The sequence below is a fragment of the Metabacillus kandeliae genome (assembly GCF_021166585.1).
GTDB classification, from domain to species: Bacteria; Bacillota; Bacilli; order Bacillales; family Bacillaceae; genus Metabacillus_B; species Metabacillus_B kandeliae.
Map to the genome: position 1 here is coordinate 615,660 of NZ_JAJOZE010000001.1, position 14,988 is coordinate 630,647.

General features: G+C 44.3%; 20 protein-coding genes. 18 read left to right on the top strand and 2 right to left on the bottom strand.

Annotated elements, in window-relative coordinates:
* Positions 1-70: 70 nt before the first annotated feature.
* Positions 71-952, top strand: a complete 882-nt coding sequence (locus LRR81_RS03025; protein WP_231787809.1) for a patatin-like phospholipase family protein — start codon at positions 71-73, stop codon at positions 950-952.
* Between the two features lie 85 nt (positions 953-1,037).
* On the opposite strand, the gene LRR81_RS03030 is transcribed toward LRR81_RS03025, so the two are convergent.
* Both LRR81_RS03030 and LRR81_RS03035 read right to left on the bottom strand, forming a co-directional pair.
* A complete protein-coding gene (locus LRR81_RS03030; RefSeq protein ID WP_231787810.1) occupies positions 1,038-1,421 on the bottom strand; it encodes an SA1362 family protein in 384 nt (127 codons plus the stop codon).
* A 30-nt stretch (positions 1,422-1,451) separates the two neighbouring features.
* Complete coding sequence (locus LRR81_RS03035; protein WP_231787811.1) at positions 1,452-2,393, bottom strand: DUF1385 domain-containing protein; 942 nt, start codon at positions 2,391-2,393, stop codon at positions 1,452-1,454.
* A 370-nt stretch (positions 2,394-2,763) separates the two neighbouring features.
* Here LRR81_RS03035 and LRR81_RS03040 point away from each other — a divergent pair, with 370 nt between their 5' ends.
* The 17 genes from LRR81_RS03040 to nusB all read left to right on the top strand — a co-directional run bounded on the left by LRR81_RS03040 (position 2,764) and on the right by nusB (position 14,981).
* Positions 2,764-3,345 carry a YqhR family membrane protein gene (locus LRR81_RS03040; RefSeq protein ID WP_231787812.1) on the top strand — a complete coding sequence of 194 codons (582 nt, stop codon included), beginning with the start codon at positions 2,764-2,766 and terminating at the stop codon, positions 3,343-3,345.
* A 110-nt stretch (positions 3,346-3,455) separates the two neighbouring features.
* Positions 3,456-3,902, top strand: coding sequence for a type II 3-dehydroquinate dehydratase (aroQ, locus tag LRR81_RS03045; RefSeq protein WP_231787813.1), 447 nt, complete (start codon positions 3,456-3,458; stop codon positions 3,900-3,902).
* Positions 3,899-4,960 carry a M24 family metallopeptidase gene (locus LRR81_RS03050; RefSeq protein ID WP_231787814.1) on the top strand — a complete coding sequence of 354 codons (1,062 nt, stop codon included), beginning with the start codon at positions 3,899-3,901 and terminating at the stop codon, positions 4,958-4,960. The genes aroQ and LRR81_RS03050 overlap by 4 nt, the downstream gene beginning before the upstream one ends.
* A gap of 49 nt (positions 4,961-5,009) precedes the next feature.
* Positions 5,010-5,567, top strand: coding sequence for an elongation factor P (efp, locus tag LRR81_RS03055; RefSeq protein ID WP_231787815.1), 558 nt, complete (start codon positions 5,010-5,012; stop codon positions 5,565-5,567).
* A gap of 617 nt (positions 5,568-6,184) precedes the next feature.
* Positions 6,185-6,469 (top strand): YqhV family protein, encoded by a 285-nt coding sequence (locus LRR81_RS03060; protein WP_231787816.1) that lies wholly within the window; start codon positions 6,185-6,187, stop codon positions 6,467-6,469.
* Positions 6,470-6,555: 86 nt separating this feature from the next.
* Entirely contained in the window at positions 6,556-7,479 is a 924-nt protein-coding gene (spoIIIAA, locus tag LRR81_RS03065; RefSeq protein WP_231787817.1) for a stage III sporulation protein AA, read from the top strand.
* Complete coding sequence (gene spoIIIAB / locus LRR81_RS03070; protein WP_231787818.1) at positions 7,473-7,988, top strand: stage III sporulation protein SpoIIIAB; 516 nt, start codon at positions 7,473-7,475, stop codon at positions 7,986-7,988. The genes spoIIIAA and spoIIIAB overlap by 7 nt, the downstream gene beginning before the upstream one ends.
* Before the next feature lie 43 nt (positions 7,989-8,031).
* Positions 8,032-8,238 (top strand): stage III sporulation protein AC, encoded by a 207-nt coding sequence (gene spoIIIAC, locus LRR81_RS03075; RefSeq protein WP_231787819.1) that lies wholly within the window; start codon positions 8,032-8,034, stop codon positions 8,236-8,238.
* Positions 8,239-8,252: 14 nt separating this feature from the next.
* On the top strand, positions 8,253-8,645 hold the full coding sequence (gene spoIIIAD / locus LRR81_RS03080) for a stage III sporulation protein AD (protein WP_231788601.1): 393 nt from the start codon (positions 8,253-8,255) through the stop codon (positions 8,643-8,645).
* Positions 8,646-8,667: 22 nt separating this feature from the next.
* Positions 8,668-9,843 (top strand): stage III sporulation protein AE, encoded by a 1,176-nt coding sequence (spoIIIAE, locus tag LRR81_RS03085; protein ID WP_231788602.1) that lies wholly within the window; start codon positions 8,668-8,670, stop codon positions 9,841-9,843.
* Between the two features lie 14 nt (positions 9,844-9,857).
* Positions 9,858-10,487, top strand: coding sequence for a stage III sporulation protein AF (gene spoIIIAF / locus LRR81_RS03090; RefSeq protein ID WP_231787820.1), 630 nt, complete (start codon positions 9,858-9,860; stop codon positions 10,485-10,487).
* A complete protein-coding gene (gene spoIIIAG / locus LRR81_RS03095; RefSeq protein WP_231787821.1) occupies positions 10,480-11,148 on the top strand; it encodes a stage III sporulation protein AG in 669 nt (222 codons plus the stop codon). Before spoIIIAF ends, spoIIIAG begins: the two co-directional genes overlap by 8 nt.
* 3 nt (positions 11,149-11,151) lie before the next feature.
* Entirely contained in the window at positions 11,152-11,736 is a 585-nt protein-coding gene (locus LRR81_RS03100; protein WP_231788603.1) for a SpoIIIAH-like family protein, read from the top strand.
* Between the two features lie 287 nt (positions 11,737-12,023).
* The gene (accB, locus tag LRR81_RS03105; protein WP_231787822.1) at positions 12,024-12,524 is read left to right on the top strand and encodes an acetyl-CoA carboxylase biotin carboxyl carrier protein; all 501 of its coding nucleotides are present in this window, start codon (positions 12,024-12,026) and stop codon (positions 12,522-12,524) included.
* Positions 12,525-12,536: 12 nt separating this feature from the next.
* Positions 12,537-13,889: an acetyl-CoA carboxylase biotin carboxylase subunit gene (accC, locus tag LRR81_RS03110; RefSeq protein ID WP_231787823.1), complete on the top strand. Its 1,353-nt coding sequence runs from the start codon at positions 12,537-12,539 to the stop codon at positions 13,887-13,889.
* 22 nt (positions 13,890-13,911) lie between these two features.
* A complete protein-coding gene (locus tag LRR81_RS03115; RefSeq protein WP_231787824.1) occupies positions 13,912-14,319 on the top strand; it encodes an Asp23/Gls24 family envelope stress response protein in 408 nt (135 codons plus the stop codon).
* 269 nt (positions 14,320-14,588) lie between these two features.
* Entirely contained in the window at positions 14,589-14,981 is a 393-nt protein-coding gene (nusB, locus tag LRR81_RS03120; RefSeq protein WP_231787825.1) for a transcription antitermination factor NusB, read from the top strand.
* Positions 14,982-14,988: the final 7 nt, after the last annotated feature.

The window sequence follows — 14,988 nt, forward strand, 5'->3', positions numbered from 1 at the left end:
TCCTCAAATTAACGGTCTATTCACCATTGTCCCCGCAATAACATAGTAACGTTGGCGGGAGGCGTGTGAAATGTATATTGATGGAGTGTTTTCGGGCGGGGGCATTAAAGGGCTTGCTCTTATAGGGGCCTGCCAGGCAGTTGAAATGAGAGGCTTCCGCTTTGCCCGTATGGCTGGAACAAGTGCCGGTGCCATCATAGCCGCTTTTTTAGCTGCAGGGTATACAAGCGATGAAATTATGCATCTGATGGAAGACTTGGAATTAAAGGAATTTTTGGATGAACGGAAAGCTCTTTTCCCTTTTCGGTTTATTCGGTGGATTTCCATTTACTGGCGCCTTGGATTATATAAAGGAAATAAGCTGGAGGCATGGGTCGCAGAAAAGCTGAGAGCAAAGGGCATATCGGTTTTTGGTGATATACCTGCCGGCAGATTGCGGATCATTGCTTCTGATTTGACGAACGGTAAAATGATTGTTCTGCCTGATGATCTTTTGCAGTACGGCCTTTCGCCTGATCGGTTTTCAGTCGCAAGGGCGGTTCGGATGAGCTGCAGTCTTCCTTATTTCTTTGAACCGGTAAAGCTGACCGCAAGCGCTGGCAGAAGCATTGTTGTGGACGGCGGGGTATTAAGCAATTTTCCTATTTGGCTTTTTACAGAAGAAAAAATCCGGATTCGGCCTGTCATAGGGTTCAAGCTGAGTGCAGGAGATGACTACAGACCGAAAAAACAAATCCGGAATGCTTTTGAAATGTACACTGCCCTTTTTGAAACAATGAAAGATGCTCACGATACGCGCCATATACTGCAAAAGCATGAAAAAAACATTGTTTTCATTCCAGTTGATTATGTGGTGACGACTGAGTTTGAAATGACGGCAGAAAAAAAGCTAGCTCTCATTGAGCTAGGCAGGGAACGAACATTTGATTTTCTTAAAAAATGGACTTACTGATGGCAAACGATCCATTTTAATCGAAGGGGTCTTGAGAGACTCTGCTGGAATCCCTCAAGCCTTAACGCCAGAAAACCGGCCACAATTAAAATAGGGCGCGATTTTTCTTTTTGCCTTTTTTTCCCTCAATCACGGTTAAATGCGACTGCTTTTGTTTTTGCTTTTTCTTTCTCCCTGATACGGGGCTTGAAGCTCTTCGGATCGGGGAGATGTTATTTCTAGGTGCTGCCCCTTGCTTTTCACTGCCGCGTCTTTTGGACCTTTTAAGTGCTTTTTGGTAGGAGGAATATTCAGATCCTGCCTGCTTTTTCATAAAATATCTGAAAAGAAGGTAAACAACTGCACCGATCACCACTATAACGGCGAGCTGCTGAAATAAAACGGCGGGACGATGAACGAGCATATCAATAAGCCCGTATAGCCCAAGAGCTGAAATAATCAAGAAAAATGGATTGAATTTGCGTTTCATAAGTCCACCTCCCCTTCAAATTACCAGTGACTAAACGATTTCTTCTTTTTCCGGCTTTGTTCCTTCTTCTAATCTCAATAATTCAGAAAAACTTGCAATCGCCACTTCCACCTGATCATCTGCGGGATCTTTTGTCGTGAGGAGCTGCAGCCATAAACCCGGGTATCCAAGCCAGCGGAGCACAGGGATGCCGCGGAGGCTGTTCGTAGCCTGCAGCACCTCAAATGCGATGCCAAGGACAACAGGAATTAAGGCAATCCTGTTCAGGACCCTTACCCATAATGGGTCTGTAGGGACGAGCATATAGACAAAGACGCCGACGATGACTGTAAAAAGGATAAAGCTGCTTCCGCATCGATAATGCAGCCTTGACTGCTGCTGAACATTTTCAACAGTAAGCGGAAGACCGTTTTCATAGCAGTTGATCACTTTATGCTCAGCGCCATGATATTGAAAAACCCTTTTGATCATAGGGGTCATGGAAATAAAATAAATATATGCCAGCAGAAAAATCAGCTTAAAGGCTCCTTCAACCAGTATTTGCGAGAAATCGGTTGAAAAAATCGGCCTTGTCAGCTCTGCGAGAAAAAGAGGAACGAGTGTAAAAACGAACTTCCCGAAAAGAAACGTCAGAATCCCCATTAATGCGAGCCCAAAATACATAGACATCTTGGATTCCTTGCGGCTTTCTTCAATCTTATAATCTTCCGAAGGATCCAGCTCGTATCGCTCACTGGAAAAGTTAAGGTGCTTTGTGCCGTTGGCACTGGCCTCCAAAATTGCCACGATTCCTCTTAAAAAAGGTATTTTCTTGAGCTTTCTAAGGGACTCCTTTTCTTCGCGGGGGAGCCGGAAATATTCCAGTTCTCTGTTTTTCCTCCGAATTGCTGTAACGTAATGCTTTTTGCCGCCAAACATGACGCCTTCCACTACTGCCTGCCCGCCATAAGCAGGTTTCGCTGATTTAGACATGTAACACCAACCTATCTGAAGTCATTAATGATGCCTGAGCACCATTCTAGAGGGGGAGGTGCGGTTTCATGAAAAGATTCGCCAAATAGCAAGAAAAGATGCCGCAGAGGGTCATCTTCCCGGTAATCGTTCTGAAACGAAAATCCCTCTCTATATCTTCTATTTTACCTAAAAAGACTTCAAACAACTAGCTGGAAGTTACAAATAATCTCAAGCGTCCGGAAATTTCGAAATGCTGAATAAGTCAATATTTAACTGGTGATAAAAGTAATATTGATAGTATACCCCGCCTGACAGTTCTTACACCTGAAAAAGCATAGGAAAGACGCTTGAGCAAGGGAGCTTTCAATCCGCATGAGAAGCGGTCCTGATGGGCATTATGATGGGTGAGGTGATCATGATGACGAGAGGTCAGGACAGGCGGGATAAACGGGACAGAAATACCTTTGATTTAACAGAGCCTTCATTGAGCAGGAAAGAAAGAAGACGTTCTTTTTTTGAGAGAATCATGGTAACAGGCTTTGTAGGAGGCGTGCTTTGGAGTTCATTAGGATGGCTTGCTCATTTTCTGAGTTTTGCAGAGATCAGTCCGAACCTTATTTTGCAGCCATTTGTCCAAGCGGGATGGAAGGATGGACGCTGGGGAAATCTGCTTAGTATTTTACTGATTGGTCTTCTCTCCATTTTGGCTGCTTTTCTTTACTATGCCGTTTTTAAAAAAGTGAAATCCATGTGGGGCGGCTTTTTCTATGGAGTATTATTATGGATTCTCGTTTTTTATGGGTTCGCTTTTCTTTTTCCTGCTGTAAAAAATGCGGGGGAGTACACGCGGGATACAAATGTAACAACCATATGCCTGTACATCCTATTTGGTGTATTCGTCGGCTATTCGATTTCGTTTGAGGAGAATGAACTGGGTACAAATCAAAAGGCAAAACCCGCAAACCATTAGAGGATTCCCGGCTGCTATGGTAGAATATTCTGTATAATGGTTTTTTTAAATCTGTATGCTCACAGCATGCAGAACCATACATAGAAGTCTGATCATTGGGGGAAGAAGCAATGGATGCCTATTTAATACTAAACGGCCCTAATTTGAACAGGCTAGGCACAAGAGAGCCGGACATTTATGGAGCGGAAACTCTGCTGGACTTGGAAAGAGGCCTTTTGCAGTTTGGGGAAGAAGCAGGAGCAGAAATTACGTGCCTGCAGTCCAATCATGAAGGAGATTTGATTGATGCGCTGCATGAGGCAGAAGGCCGCTATGCAGGCATTGTACTGAACCCTGGAGCTTTTACCCACTATAGCTATGCAATCAGGGATGCTGTGGCAGGCATTTCCGTTCCGGTTGTTGAGGTTCATCTGTCAAATGTTCATGCCAGGGAGGAATTCCGCCACCAATCTGTTACGGCACCAGTTACATATGGGCAGATCATCGGTCTTGGGTTTGCCGGATACCGGCTTGCATTGCAGGCACTGATCGAGTTAAAGGGGAGAGAAAATAAATGAAAACAGAGAGAATTCGCAATGAGTTTGAAGCTTTAAATGTTGACGGGCTTTTGATCACAGGGGAATATAACAGAAGATATGCAACAGGGTTTACCGGTTCTTCAGGTGTTGGCGTCCTGTCTCAGGATAAAGCTGTCTTTTTAACAGATTTCAGATATACAGAACAAGCATCTAAACAGGTGGATGAATTTGAAGTTGTTGAGCATAAAGGGCCGATTATTAAAGAAGCAGCAGATAAAGCCAAGGAATTGGGCATCAAAAGGCTCGGATTTGAACAGGATCATATGACTTTTGCGCTCTACAATCAATACAAGGAAGCGCTCAGCGGAATTGAGCTTGTGCCAGTGTCAGGAACGATCGAAAAACTGCGCTTGATTAAGTCTCCGGAGGAGATTAAGATATTAAAGGAAGCAGCGGAGATCGCCGATGCAGCCTATACGCATATTCTTCAATATGTTAGAGCCGGCCTGAAAGAAATTGACGTAGCCAATGAACTCGAATTTTTTATGAGAAAGAACGGAGCAGCTTCTTCTTCATTTGATATTATCGTAGCCTCCGGTTACCGTTCTGCACTGCCTCATGGTGCTGCAAGCGGCAAGGTGATTGAAAAAGGGGATTTCGTTACCCTTGATTTTGGGGCTTACTATAAAGGCTATTGCTCAGATATTACGAGAACCTTTGCAGTTGGAGAGCCGAGTGATCAGCTGAAAGAAATTTACGCAGTTGTTCTTGAATCCCAGCTTCGTGCTATGAATGGCATTAAACCGGGTATGACAGGAAAAGAAGCGGACGCTCTTACCAGAAATTATATTACAGAAAAAGGCTATGGCGAGTACTTCGGCCACAGCACTGGCCATGGCCTCGGCCTTGAAGTGCATGAAGGTCCTGCTCTTTCCGTCCGCTCTGAAACGCTTCTTGAACCAGGCATGGTTGTTACGGTTGAACCGGGTATTTATCTGTCAGGAATTGGCGGCGTAAGGATTGAAGATGACACCGTCATCACAGATGCAGGCAATGAAGCATTGACAACTTCTTCAAAAGAACTCATTATACTATAAGGCTCATAACTTTCGAAAAGCCTTACGCAAAAGCTAGGAGGAAACATAAATGATTTCAGTGAATGATTTTCGTACAGGACTTACAATAGAAGTGGATAACGGCATCTGGCGCGTTATTGATTTTCAGCACGTTAAGCCAGGCAAAGGAGCAGCATTTGTCCGTTCTAAGCTGCGCAATCTTCGTACCGGCGCCATTCAGGAAAAAACATTCCGTGCAGGTGAAAAAGTAGCGAGAGCACAGATTGAAACGCGCAAAATGCAGTACCTTTATGCAAACGGCGACATGCACGTATTCATGGATACAGAGTCATATGACCAAATCGAGCTTCCGGCTGCTGCGATTGAATATGAATTGAAGTTTTTGAAAGAAAACATGGAAGTACATATCATGATGTTCCAAACAGAAACACTCGGTGTGGAGCTTCCTAACACAGTAGAATTAAAGGTTACTGAAACAGAACCGGGCATTAAAGGCGATACAGCTTCAGGGGGAACAAAGCCTGCGACCGTTGAAACAGGCCTGACTGTTCAAGTTCCATTCTTCGTGAACGAAGGCGATACTCTGATCATCAACACTACTGACAGCTCCTATATTTCCCGAGGTTAAACCCGCAAAAGAACCAGTGCTGCATGACAGCGCTGGTTCTTTTTGTTTGAATAGATTCTATTTCATTTCAGCTGTAAGTTGGTTATTCCTAATTTCTGATTTCTGCAATCTTCTTTATTGGGAAAGGCTGTAAATCAGCAAAGATTATAAAGCTGCTGTTTTCTACTAATTTTTGAGTGCAATTCCTTCTATTGCTTTTAAGGAAAAGAGCTTCACCCAATTCATCATTTTATATTTATTTGAAAAAGTCCCACTCTCAACTATATGACTCGATCTTTAGGTGGATTTCTTTGTCTTTATCTATGTTAAAGAGGAAGGTTGATTTTTACGCACCTGTTGATTGGAGTGGAAGGCGGCCGACTCCTGCGGGAGCAGCGGGACAGGTGAGACCCCGCATGCGCTTAAGCGCATAGGAGGCTCACCGCCCGCCCCGCGGAAAGCGGACGCCTGAAACGGAAATCAACAGCCAATTTTATATATTATTGTAAAAAGCGCAATGCAAGCTGAAAAGCTGCCTTGCGCTCTTCTTTATGCTAAAAACGCGAAAAAGAACTAATGATTTGATTCCTGCGGGCATATCTTGTACAAATTGCAAAATTTATAATCGGCGGTGAAATATGAAAAAGTGGTTATCTTCCTTTGACAGTACGGTTGCAGCAATGGCAGGCCTTCGAATTCTATCAGCGTCTATTGAATTAACAGCAGCGATTTTAATGCTTGTTTTTAACGATGTGAAAAAAGCTGTTGCCATTAACAGCATGCTGGCCTTTGTGGGGCCGGTGATTTTAGTGACGACGATGACTATCGGTGTTTTCCAGATTGCCGATCAAATCTCGTATGGAAAACTGATCATTATCGCACTTGGCGTAGGGCTGATTCTCGTTGGGGTCTTTAAGCCTTAGAAAGCAGATTCCTGCACGGGACAGGATGTCATATTCGCATTCATCAGGCATAAACTTGAGATATGAGCCACGAAGGAGGATTGGGTATGAAAGAGATCCTGGACGTGCTTCCTGAACGGATCAGGAGAAAAATCGAAGATCTTCCGAAGAAGGATTTGGACAAGCTGGAGGAAATTCGAATCCGCCTATACCGGCCTGTAGAGCTCATTTTTTCAGGAAGCCCTGTTTATTTGGAATGTGAAGCGGGAGAAGAAGACGGTATGAGCCTGCTGAATGAAATCAGCGGATACTCCATTTATGCCATGGAGGAAGAGCTGAAAAGGGGATACATTACCATGAAAGGCGGTCATCGGGTCGGTCTTGCCGGAAAGGTTATTACAGAAAACGGTACCGTCAAAATGATCAGGGATGTAGCTTCTTTTAACATTCGGATTGCCAGGCAGAAAATCGGAACAGCAGAACCGCTTATCCCCTATTTATATAACAGCAGATGGCTGAATACGCTGATCATCGGCCCTCCTCAGACTGGCAAAACAACGCTTCTCAGAGACCTTGCCAGGGTTGTGACAGAAGGCTATGGCTCCATCTCTCCTCAAAAAGCAGGGATTGTTGATGAAAGATCTGAAATTGCCGGCTGTGTCAGCGGGATTCCACAGCATCGATTCGGGACAAGAGTGGATGTACTGGACGGCTGCCCAAAGGCAGAAGGGATGATGATGCTGATCAGATCCATGAGTCCTGATGTGCTGATTGCGGATGAAATCGGCAGAAAAGAGGATATGGGGGCTGTCATGGAAGCAGTTCATGCAGGTGTTCAGCTATTTGTAACCGTCCACGGCTATCACACAGAGGATCTTTTGCACAGGCCATTTATGAAAGAGCTGATTGATGCCCGTGTTTTTGACAGATATGTTGAGCTCAAAAGAGGAGCAGCGCCTGGTGCTGTCGGGGCCATTCTGAATGAAGAACGGAAAAACCTTTTCTTAAAGGCTGGTGCAGGATCATGGTGAAGCTGATCGGCGCAGTGCTGATTGTGGCTGCAAGTACGTTTATCGGATTTGAATTTGCCAGGCGGTTTTCTGACAGGACCAAACTGCTCAGACAGCTGAAAACAGCTCTTCAGGCCTTGGAGGCAGAGATTGTATTTTCCCATAAGCCGCTTGGGCTTGCAGCAAAAGATATAGGCGAACAGACCGACGGGCCGATTTCAAAGTTTTTCAGCAGGTTCTCCAGGCTCTTGCTTCAGGGAGGAACAAACGTGAAAGCTGCCTGGGAAGAAAGCCTCAAGGAACTTGAAAGAAAGTCTCCGGTCAGAGCAGGTGAAATGGAAGTGCTCAGGCAGTTTGGCGAAACGCTTGGAAAGCATGATCTTGTGTCACAGCAGAAGCATATCAGGCTGGCGCTTGTTCACCTTGAAAGAGAGAGCGGTGATGCAGAGGAAAGGCAGGCGAAGAACGAAAAGATGATTAAGAGTCTTGGTTTTCTGTCAGGTCTTCTCATTGTCATTCTCTTAATGTAAAACCATCTATGCAGAGAATAAATCAGGAAAGAAGGAATCAGCGATGGGTGTCGACGTTAACGCGATTTTTCAAATAGCCGGAATTGGAATTGTGGTGGCTTTCCTTCATACGATTCTGGACCAAATGGGGAAAAAAGAATACGCCCAATGGGTTACATTGCTTGGCTTTATCTATATTCTTTTCATGGTTGCCACCATCGTTGATGATCTTTTCAAGAAAATTAAAGCAGTCTTCCTGTTTCAAGGGTAGAGGGGGGCTCAAAAATTGAAATTCTTCAAATAGTAGGCATTGGGTTAATTGCCACTTTTCTGGCACTCATTATTAAGGAACAAAAGCCTTCCTTTGCTTTTTTGCTGGTCGTATTTTCCGGCTGTGTGATTTTTCTTTATTTAATAGATCAAGTCTACCAGGTCGTCGCAATGATCGAAAAAATAGCGGTCAGTGCCAATGTAAATGTCATGTATGTAGAAACAATCTTAAAAATTATCGGCATTGCCTATATTGCCGAATTTGGGGCACAGCTGACAAAGGATGCCGGACAGGGTGCCATCGCATCTAAAATCGAGCTTGGCGGCAAAATACTGATTCTCGCCATGGCGATTCCGATTCTGACCGTGATCATTGAAACCGTCATCGGATTGATTCCGTCTTTTTAGGCTGCAGGAGGAGTAGGTTATGATGAAAAAGCTGGCTGCTGCTTTGCTGATTCTGGGCTTGTGGATCTTGCCTTCTGCCGTATATGCAGAAAACAACAGCTCTGCAAATCAGGAAGAGCTTGTCAATCAACAGGCGGACAAGCTTCAAATCGGCGATATGCAGAAATATTGGAATGATATTTTAACGAAATACGGCGGCTATTTGCCTGAAAGCCAAAAAGGCAGCCTTTTTGATTATATAAAAGGGGAAAAAAGCTTTTCTCCGATGGAATGGATCAAAGCGTTCGCCAAGTATCTCTTTTATGAATTACTGGCAAACGGCAAGCTGCTGGGCACACTGATTCTGCTGACCATTTTCAGCATGCTGCTTCAAATGCTGCAGACAGCCTTTCAGCAAAGTGCCATCAGCAAAGCGGCCTACTCCATCGTGTACCTCGTGCTGATCATTCTCGCGCTCAACAGCTTTCATGTCGCGATTCAATATACGAACGACGCCATTCAGGCAATGACAGGATTCATTATATCCTTGATTCCGCTCTTGCTGGCGCTTATGGCCTCTTCAGGGGGATTGGTTTCGGCAGCCTTTTTTCATCCGGTAATTTTATTCCTCATGAATACAAGCGGCTTTCTCATCCAGCATGTTGTTCTTCCGCTCCTGTTTTTATCAGCCCTCCTGAGCATCGTAAGCACCCTTACTGACAAATATAAAGTCACTCAGCTGGCACAGCTTCTGCGGAATGCCGGCATTGGTCTTCTTGCTACATTTCTTACTATCTTTCTTGGAGTCATCTCCGTACAGGGAGCCTCAGCAGCGATAACGGACGGCGTTACGATCAAGACGGCAAAATTTATAACAGGAAATTTTGTTCCGGTTCTCGGACGGATGTTTACGGATGCAGCTGACACCGTGATTAACGCATCAGTGCTTCTGAAAAATACTGTCGGGATCATCGGTGCAGCCATTCTGCTTTTTATCGCTGTTTTCCCCGCCATTAAAGTGCTTTCGCTTGCCTTTATCTATAAATTTGCTGCAGCGATTCTTCAGCCCGTTGGCGGAGGGCCAGTCATTGCCTGCCTCGACATTATCAGCAAAAGCGTTATTTATATTTTTGCAGCGCTCGCAGTTGTTTCGCTGATGTTCTTTCTCTGCATTACGGTCATTGTCGCCTCAGGAAATCTGACGATGATGGTCCGGTAAAGGAGGATTCTGCCATGGCATTTTTAACAGGCTGGGTAACAAATATTATTTTGTTTATCCTTTTGGCTATTGTGATTGATCTCTTGCTTCCGAGCTCTTCGATGCAAAAATACGCCAAAGTGGTTATAGGCCTTCTGCTTATTACGGTTATCCTTACACCTGTATTTAAATTCTTCTCAAAAGATATGAATCAAGTCATAAGGGAGTTTCAATTTCAGTCCTCTTCAGGGGAGGATCCGGTAAAAAGTTCGCTGGAAGTGCAAAAAAAAGAAATACAAGCCAGTGAGCGTGCATATATTTTAGAACAAATGGCTGTCCAAATGAAAAAAATGGCTCAGAAAGAGCTGAAAAAGAACTATGGGACAGAAATTGCAGCCATCAGTCTCACGGCTGCAGGCGATGCAGAAAAAATCCAGTCCGAAAAAGATGTAGAGAAAGCAGAAGTGATCATGAAAGAAGAAGAAAAAGCCGTTCCTGCCATCCAGAGGATTGATATTGATACGCATCAGACTAAAAAAACTGCTGAAACGGCGGACGAAGCAAAAATTCAGGATGTTATCCGTTTCCTCTCAAAGACATGGCAGCTGGATCAAAAAAAGATAACAGTCCGGATGGAAGGAGGCAGCACGGCACGAAATGAGTGAAAAGAAGACTTGGAAGGATCACCTGCAGGAAATCTTGAAAAAAAATGCCGATGCAGACGGAAAAGCAAGGCCGAAATATCAGTATTTTCTTCTTGTACTCGGAATTGGACTTGCCTGCATGCTGATCGGAAACTTGTTTCTTGGCGGCCAGCCAAAGGAACAGGCACTTTCTGCAGGCAGTGCTCCTGCTGCTGCTGAAACAGAGAAAGAAGTTTTCAAACAGCAGGATGACAGCGGCGGCGGAATCATCAAAAACTACGAAAAAGATTACGAAAATCAGCTGAAGGAAGCCCTTGATCATATTGCTGGGGTTGATGATGCAACAGTCGTTGTGAATGTTGATGCATCCTCTCTGAAGGTGCTGGACAAAAATCGCACAACCCAGGACCAGACAACAGAAGAAACAGATAAAGAAGGCGGAAAGCGCAAAGTAGAAGATCAATCCGGAGAAGAACAGACAGTCATTATTAAAACCGGAGACAAGGAAGCGCCATTTGTGCTGCAGGAGAAAAAACCTGAAATCAGGGGAGTACTCGTTGTTGCAAAAGGAGCAGACAACGTTCAAATAAAGCAAATTATTATTGAAGCGGTAACAAGGTCGCTTGGCGTGCCGAGCTACAGAGTTGCTGTTTTGCCGAAGAAAACAAAGGGGGATTCATAAGTGATGCTGAAAAAACAAACCGTTTGGCTATTAACAATGCTGAGCCTGGTTGTCGTACTATCCGTTTACTATATTACTTCACCGGATGGCGCGAGCAATGAAGCGGCTGTATCCAATGGGAAGCAGGCTGAAAAGAAAGAAACCGGGAAAGCCGGTGAAAAGCAGGAAGCAGCAAAAGCAAAAAGTAAAGACGGTCAAGAAACAGCAAAAGACGGCAGCTCTGTCTCTACTGTACAGGATGACGATCTATTCACTTCCATCCGGATGGAGCAGGAAGACGCCAGAAGTGCTAGAGAAGAAGAACTGAAAGATACCATCGCCAGCAATGCGCCGATTGACAGAAAAAATGAAGCGTACAGCGAATTGAAGGTGATGTCAGATACAGCTGATAAAGAATCTCTCCTTGAAAAACTGATCAAATCCAAAAACTATGATGATGCACTTGTCAGAATTGATGGAGGAAAAGTAAGAATCACGGTGAAAGCAGATAAGCAATCTGCTGAGGCAGCCAATGATATTTTAATGCTCGTCAGAGGCGAGCTGAGCAATATGGAGGATGTAGCCGTTAATTTTGAACCGGCTAAGTAGAATGGGCCGGAAGATAGAATTTATTTAGAAGGCAATGTTTAACCGTCTGGCAGCTGATACCGCCAGGCGTTTTTTTTTGTTTCATAAAGCAGGCTGCTGAAAGCGTTTTATTTTTTCTCCGGCTTCCTTTATAATAAAACATTAGATGACGGAAATAGTCAGGCTTGCACATATCTATTGAATTTATCAAGCAAACTATCGTAAGATGAATATGGTGTACATAGAGCAGATGATATCTGTTTATGCTGAGATCATACAGCTACAACATTACTTAAGGGGTGCCGTACATGCTGAAAATCCAAGAGATTAGAGAATTGATCAAATTGATTGATCAGTCCTCCATTGATGAATTTACATACGAAAATGAAGGAGCAAAGCTTTCCCTGAAAAAAGGCGGAGAGCTCGCAGCGCAAGTCAGCACAATGACGCAAATTCCTGCTGAGAGACCTGTACAGTCTGCTGTTCAGCAAGAGCCAGTGGCTCAAGCACCTCAAGCAGCAGAGCCTGAAAAGAAGGCGGCAGAAGCAAGTGAGCCGGCTGCAGAGAACACAGTAACAATCACATCTCCGATGGTAGGAACTTTTTATGCTTCCTCATCGCCTGATGCTGATGCTTATGTATCTGAAGGTTCGAAGGTAAAAGAAAATACGGTTGTCTGCATAGTGGAAGCGATGAAATTGTTCAATGAAATTGAAGCAGAAACAAAAGGCGAAATTGTCGAAGTGTTAGCCGAAAACGGCCAGCTGGTTGAATATGGCCAGCCGCTGTTCAAGGTTAAGCCGGAATAAGGAGCGAGTCAATTGATCAGGAAGCTGCTAATTGCAAACAGAGGAGAAATTGCCGTTAGGATTATCCGGGCATGCAAAGAGCTCGGCATTGAAACGGTAGCGGTCTTTTCCGAGGCGGACAGGGAAGCATTGCATGTCCAGCTGGCAGATGAAGCATACTGCATCGGACCAACCGCTTCAAAAGACAGTTATTTGAACTTCACGAACATCATCAGTGTTGCGAACCTTACAGGAAGTGATGCCATTCACCCTGGCTATGGATTTTTAGCGGAAAACGCTGATTTTGCAGAGCTGTGCCGGGAATGCAACATCATTTTTGTAGGGCCAAGCCCTGAAGCGATTTCGAAAATGGGAACGAAAGACGTTGCCCGCGAAACAATGAAACAGGCAGGCGTACCGATTGTTCCTGGCTCTAACGGCATTATCAAAGATGTCAAGGAAGCCCTGGAAATTGCTGAAAAAATCGAATACCCTGTTATCATTAAAGCTACAGCAGGCGGAGGCGGCAAAGGCATCCGCATTGCGAGAAACGAAGAGGACCTGGAAAAAGGGATCCGCATTACCCAGCAGGAAGCGGCAACCGCTTTTGGAAATCCAGGGGTTTATCTAGAAAAGTACATTGAAGATTTTCGTCATGTGGAAATTCAGGTTTTGGCTGATTCCCATGGCAATACCATTCATCTTGGCGAGCGTGACTGTTCGATCCAGCGCCGGCTCCAAAAGCTGCTTGAAGAAACGCCATCACCAGCCCTCACCCCTGAGATCAGGGAAAAGATGGGCGATGCAGCGGTAAAGGCAGCAGAAGCCGTGCAGTATACAGGAGCCGGTACGGTTGAATTCATTTATGACCATAATAAGCAGTCTTATTATTTTATGGAAATGAATACCCGCATCCAGGTGGAGCATCCGGTAACAGAAATGGTAACCGGAACAGATCTTATTAAAGAGCAGATCAGAGTGGCATCAGGCGAACATTTGTCGCTGACACAGGAAGAAGTAACGTTTAACGGATGGGCGATCGAATGCCGCATCAATGCAGAAAATCCAGCGAAAAACTTCATGCCTTCCGCAGGAAAGATTGAAATGTATCTTCCTCCAGGGGGTCTCGGTGTAAGGGTGGATTCTGCTGCTTATCCAGGCTATACCATCCCGCCTTATTACGATTCCATGATTGCGAAACTGATCACTTATGGGGCTACGAGGGAAGAAGCTATTTCAAGAATGAAAAGAGCGCTCAGCGAGTTTGTCATTGATGGCGTTCATACAACCATTCCATTCCATCTGCGCCTGCTTAATAATGAAACGTTCAAGAGCGGTGATTTCAATACGAAGTTTTTAGAACTGCATCCAATTATGGATTCCTAATATTTTTTGGAGGTGCAATGCCTTGAAGGAAAATAAAATTTTGGAAATGAATCAGGACGACAGCATGCTTGGCAAAGTGGAAATCGCTCCAGAAGTGATTGAAGTTATTGCTGGGATTGCAGCTTCAGAGGTAGAAGGCGTATCCAGCATGCGCGGCAATTTTGCGTCAGGCGTTGTTGAGCGTCTTGGGAAGAAGAACCATGGTAAAGGTGTTAAAGTCGATTTGTCTGAAGACGGAATTTCAATTGATATTTATTGTGCCATGAACTTCGGCGTATCCATCCCGACAGTTGCACAGGGAATACAGGACAATATCCGCCAGGCGCTTTTGACAATGACAGCTCTTGAAATCAAAGAGATCAATGTTCATGTTGTAGCGATTGTATTTGAAACAAAAACTTCTGAAATTGAAGTAGATCAAGAAATGTAAAAAAAAGCTAAGCCGCCTTTGGCGGCTTATTTTTTTCCCTCATAAGGCCATCCGTTTTTGGCAAGGCTTAAAGGGAAAGAAAAATCCGCTTACAGAGAAAAACGAATATTGGTAATTAAAAACTTAATTTTATTCGGTTATAGAGCAGATAGGCTATTTTTTTCGGATGATTAAGAAAGGGAAATATGTTATGATTTCACTATTAGGTTCAAGAGAATCCGAAGAATAGATTCCATATAGAGGGATCAGTACATAAAAGGAGCAATGAAATGAACAGAAGAGCGGCAAGGGAAAAGGCACTGCAGGCGCTTTTTCAAATCGATGTAAGCGAAATAGACCCTGTAGAAGCGATTAAGCATGTATTTGAAGAAATAACTCCAGATCTTTTTACAGAAAGACTTGTATTTGGAACACTGGAAAATCAAAGCCGTATTGATGAGTATATTAAACCTCAGCTTGTAAATTGGACGCTGGAGCGGATTGCAAATGTGGACAGGGCCATTTTAAGGCTTGCCGTCTATGAGATGGCTTTTGAAGAAGATATTCCTGTGAATGTGTCCATCGATGAGGGAATCGAACTGGCCAAATCCTATGGTGATGATCATTCCGCCAAGTTTGTGAACGGCGTTTTATCGAATGTAAAAAAAGCGTTGGAAAAATAAATCAGGG

Coding starts and splice junctions, on each gene's coding strand:
- LRR81_RS03025 (WP_231787809.1), top strand. CDS start 71: ATGTATATTGATGGAGTGTTTTCGGGCGGGGGCATTAAAGGGCTTGCT.
- LRR81_RS03030 (WP_231787810.1), bottom strand. CDS start 1,421: ATGAAACGCAAATTCAATCCATTTTTCTTGATTATTTCAGCTCTTGGG.
- LRR81_RS03035 (WP_231787811.1), bottom strand. CDS start 2,393: ATGTCTAAATCAGCGAAACCTGCTTATGGCGGGCAGGCAGTAGTGGAA.
- LRR81_RS03040 (WP_231787812.1), top strand. CDS start 2,764: ATGGGCATTATGATGGGTGAGGTGATCATGATGACGAGAGGTCAGGAC.
- aroQ (WP_231787813.1), top strand. CDS start 3,456: ATGGATGCCTATTTAATACTAAACGGCCCTAATTTGAACAGGCTAGGC.
- LRR81_RS03050 (WP_231787814.1), top strand. CDS start 3,899: ATGAAAACAGAGAGAATTCGCAATGAGTTTGAAGCTTTAAATGTTGAC.
- efp (WP_231787815.1), top strand. CDS start 5,010: ATGATTTCAGTGAATGATTTTCGTACAGGACTTACAATAGAAGTGGAT.
- LRR81_RS03060 (WP_231787816.1), top strand. CDS start 6,185: ATGAAAAAGTGGTTATCTTCCTTTGACAGTACGGTTGCAGCAATGGCA.
- spoIIIAA (WP_231787817.1), top strand. CDS start 6,556: ATGAAAGAGATCCTGGACGTGCTTCCTGAACGGATCAGGAGAAAAATC.
- spoIIIAB (WP_231787818.1), top strand. CDS start 7,473: ATGGTGAAGCTGATCGGCGCAGTGCTGATTGTGGCTGCAAGTACGTTT.
- spoIIIAC (WP_231787819.1), top strand. CDS start 8,032: ATGGGTGTCGACGTTAACGCGATTTTTCAAATAGCCGGAATTGGAATT.
- spoIIIAE (WP_231788602.1), top strand. CDS start 8,668: ATGAAAAAGCTGGCTGCTGCTTTGCTGATTCTGGGCTTGTGGATCTTG.
- spoIIIAF (WP_231787820.1), top strand. CDS start 9,858: ATGGCATTTTTAACAGGCTGGGTAACAAATATTATTTTGTTTATCCTT.
- spoIIIAG (WP_231787821.1), top strand. CDS start 10,480: ATGAGTGAAAAGAAGACTTGGAAGGATCACCTGCAGGAAATCTTGAAA.
- LRR81_RS03100 (WP_231788603.1), top strand. CDS start 11,152: ATGCTGAAAAAACAAACCGTTTGGCTATTAACAATGCTGAGCCTGGTT.
- accB (WP_231787822.1), top strand. CDS start 12,024: ATGCTGAAAATCCAAGAGATTAGAGAATTGATCAAATTGATTGATCAG.
- nusB (WP_231787825.1), top strand. CDS start 14,589: ATGAACAGAAGAGCGGCAAGGGAAAAGGCACTGCAGGCGCTTTTTCAA.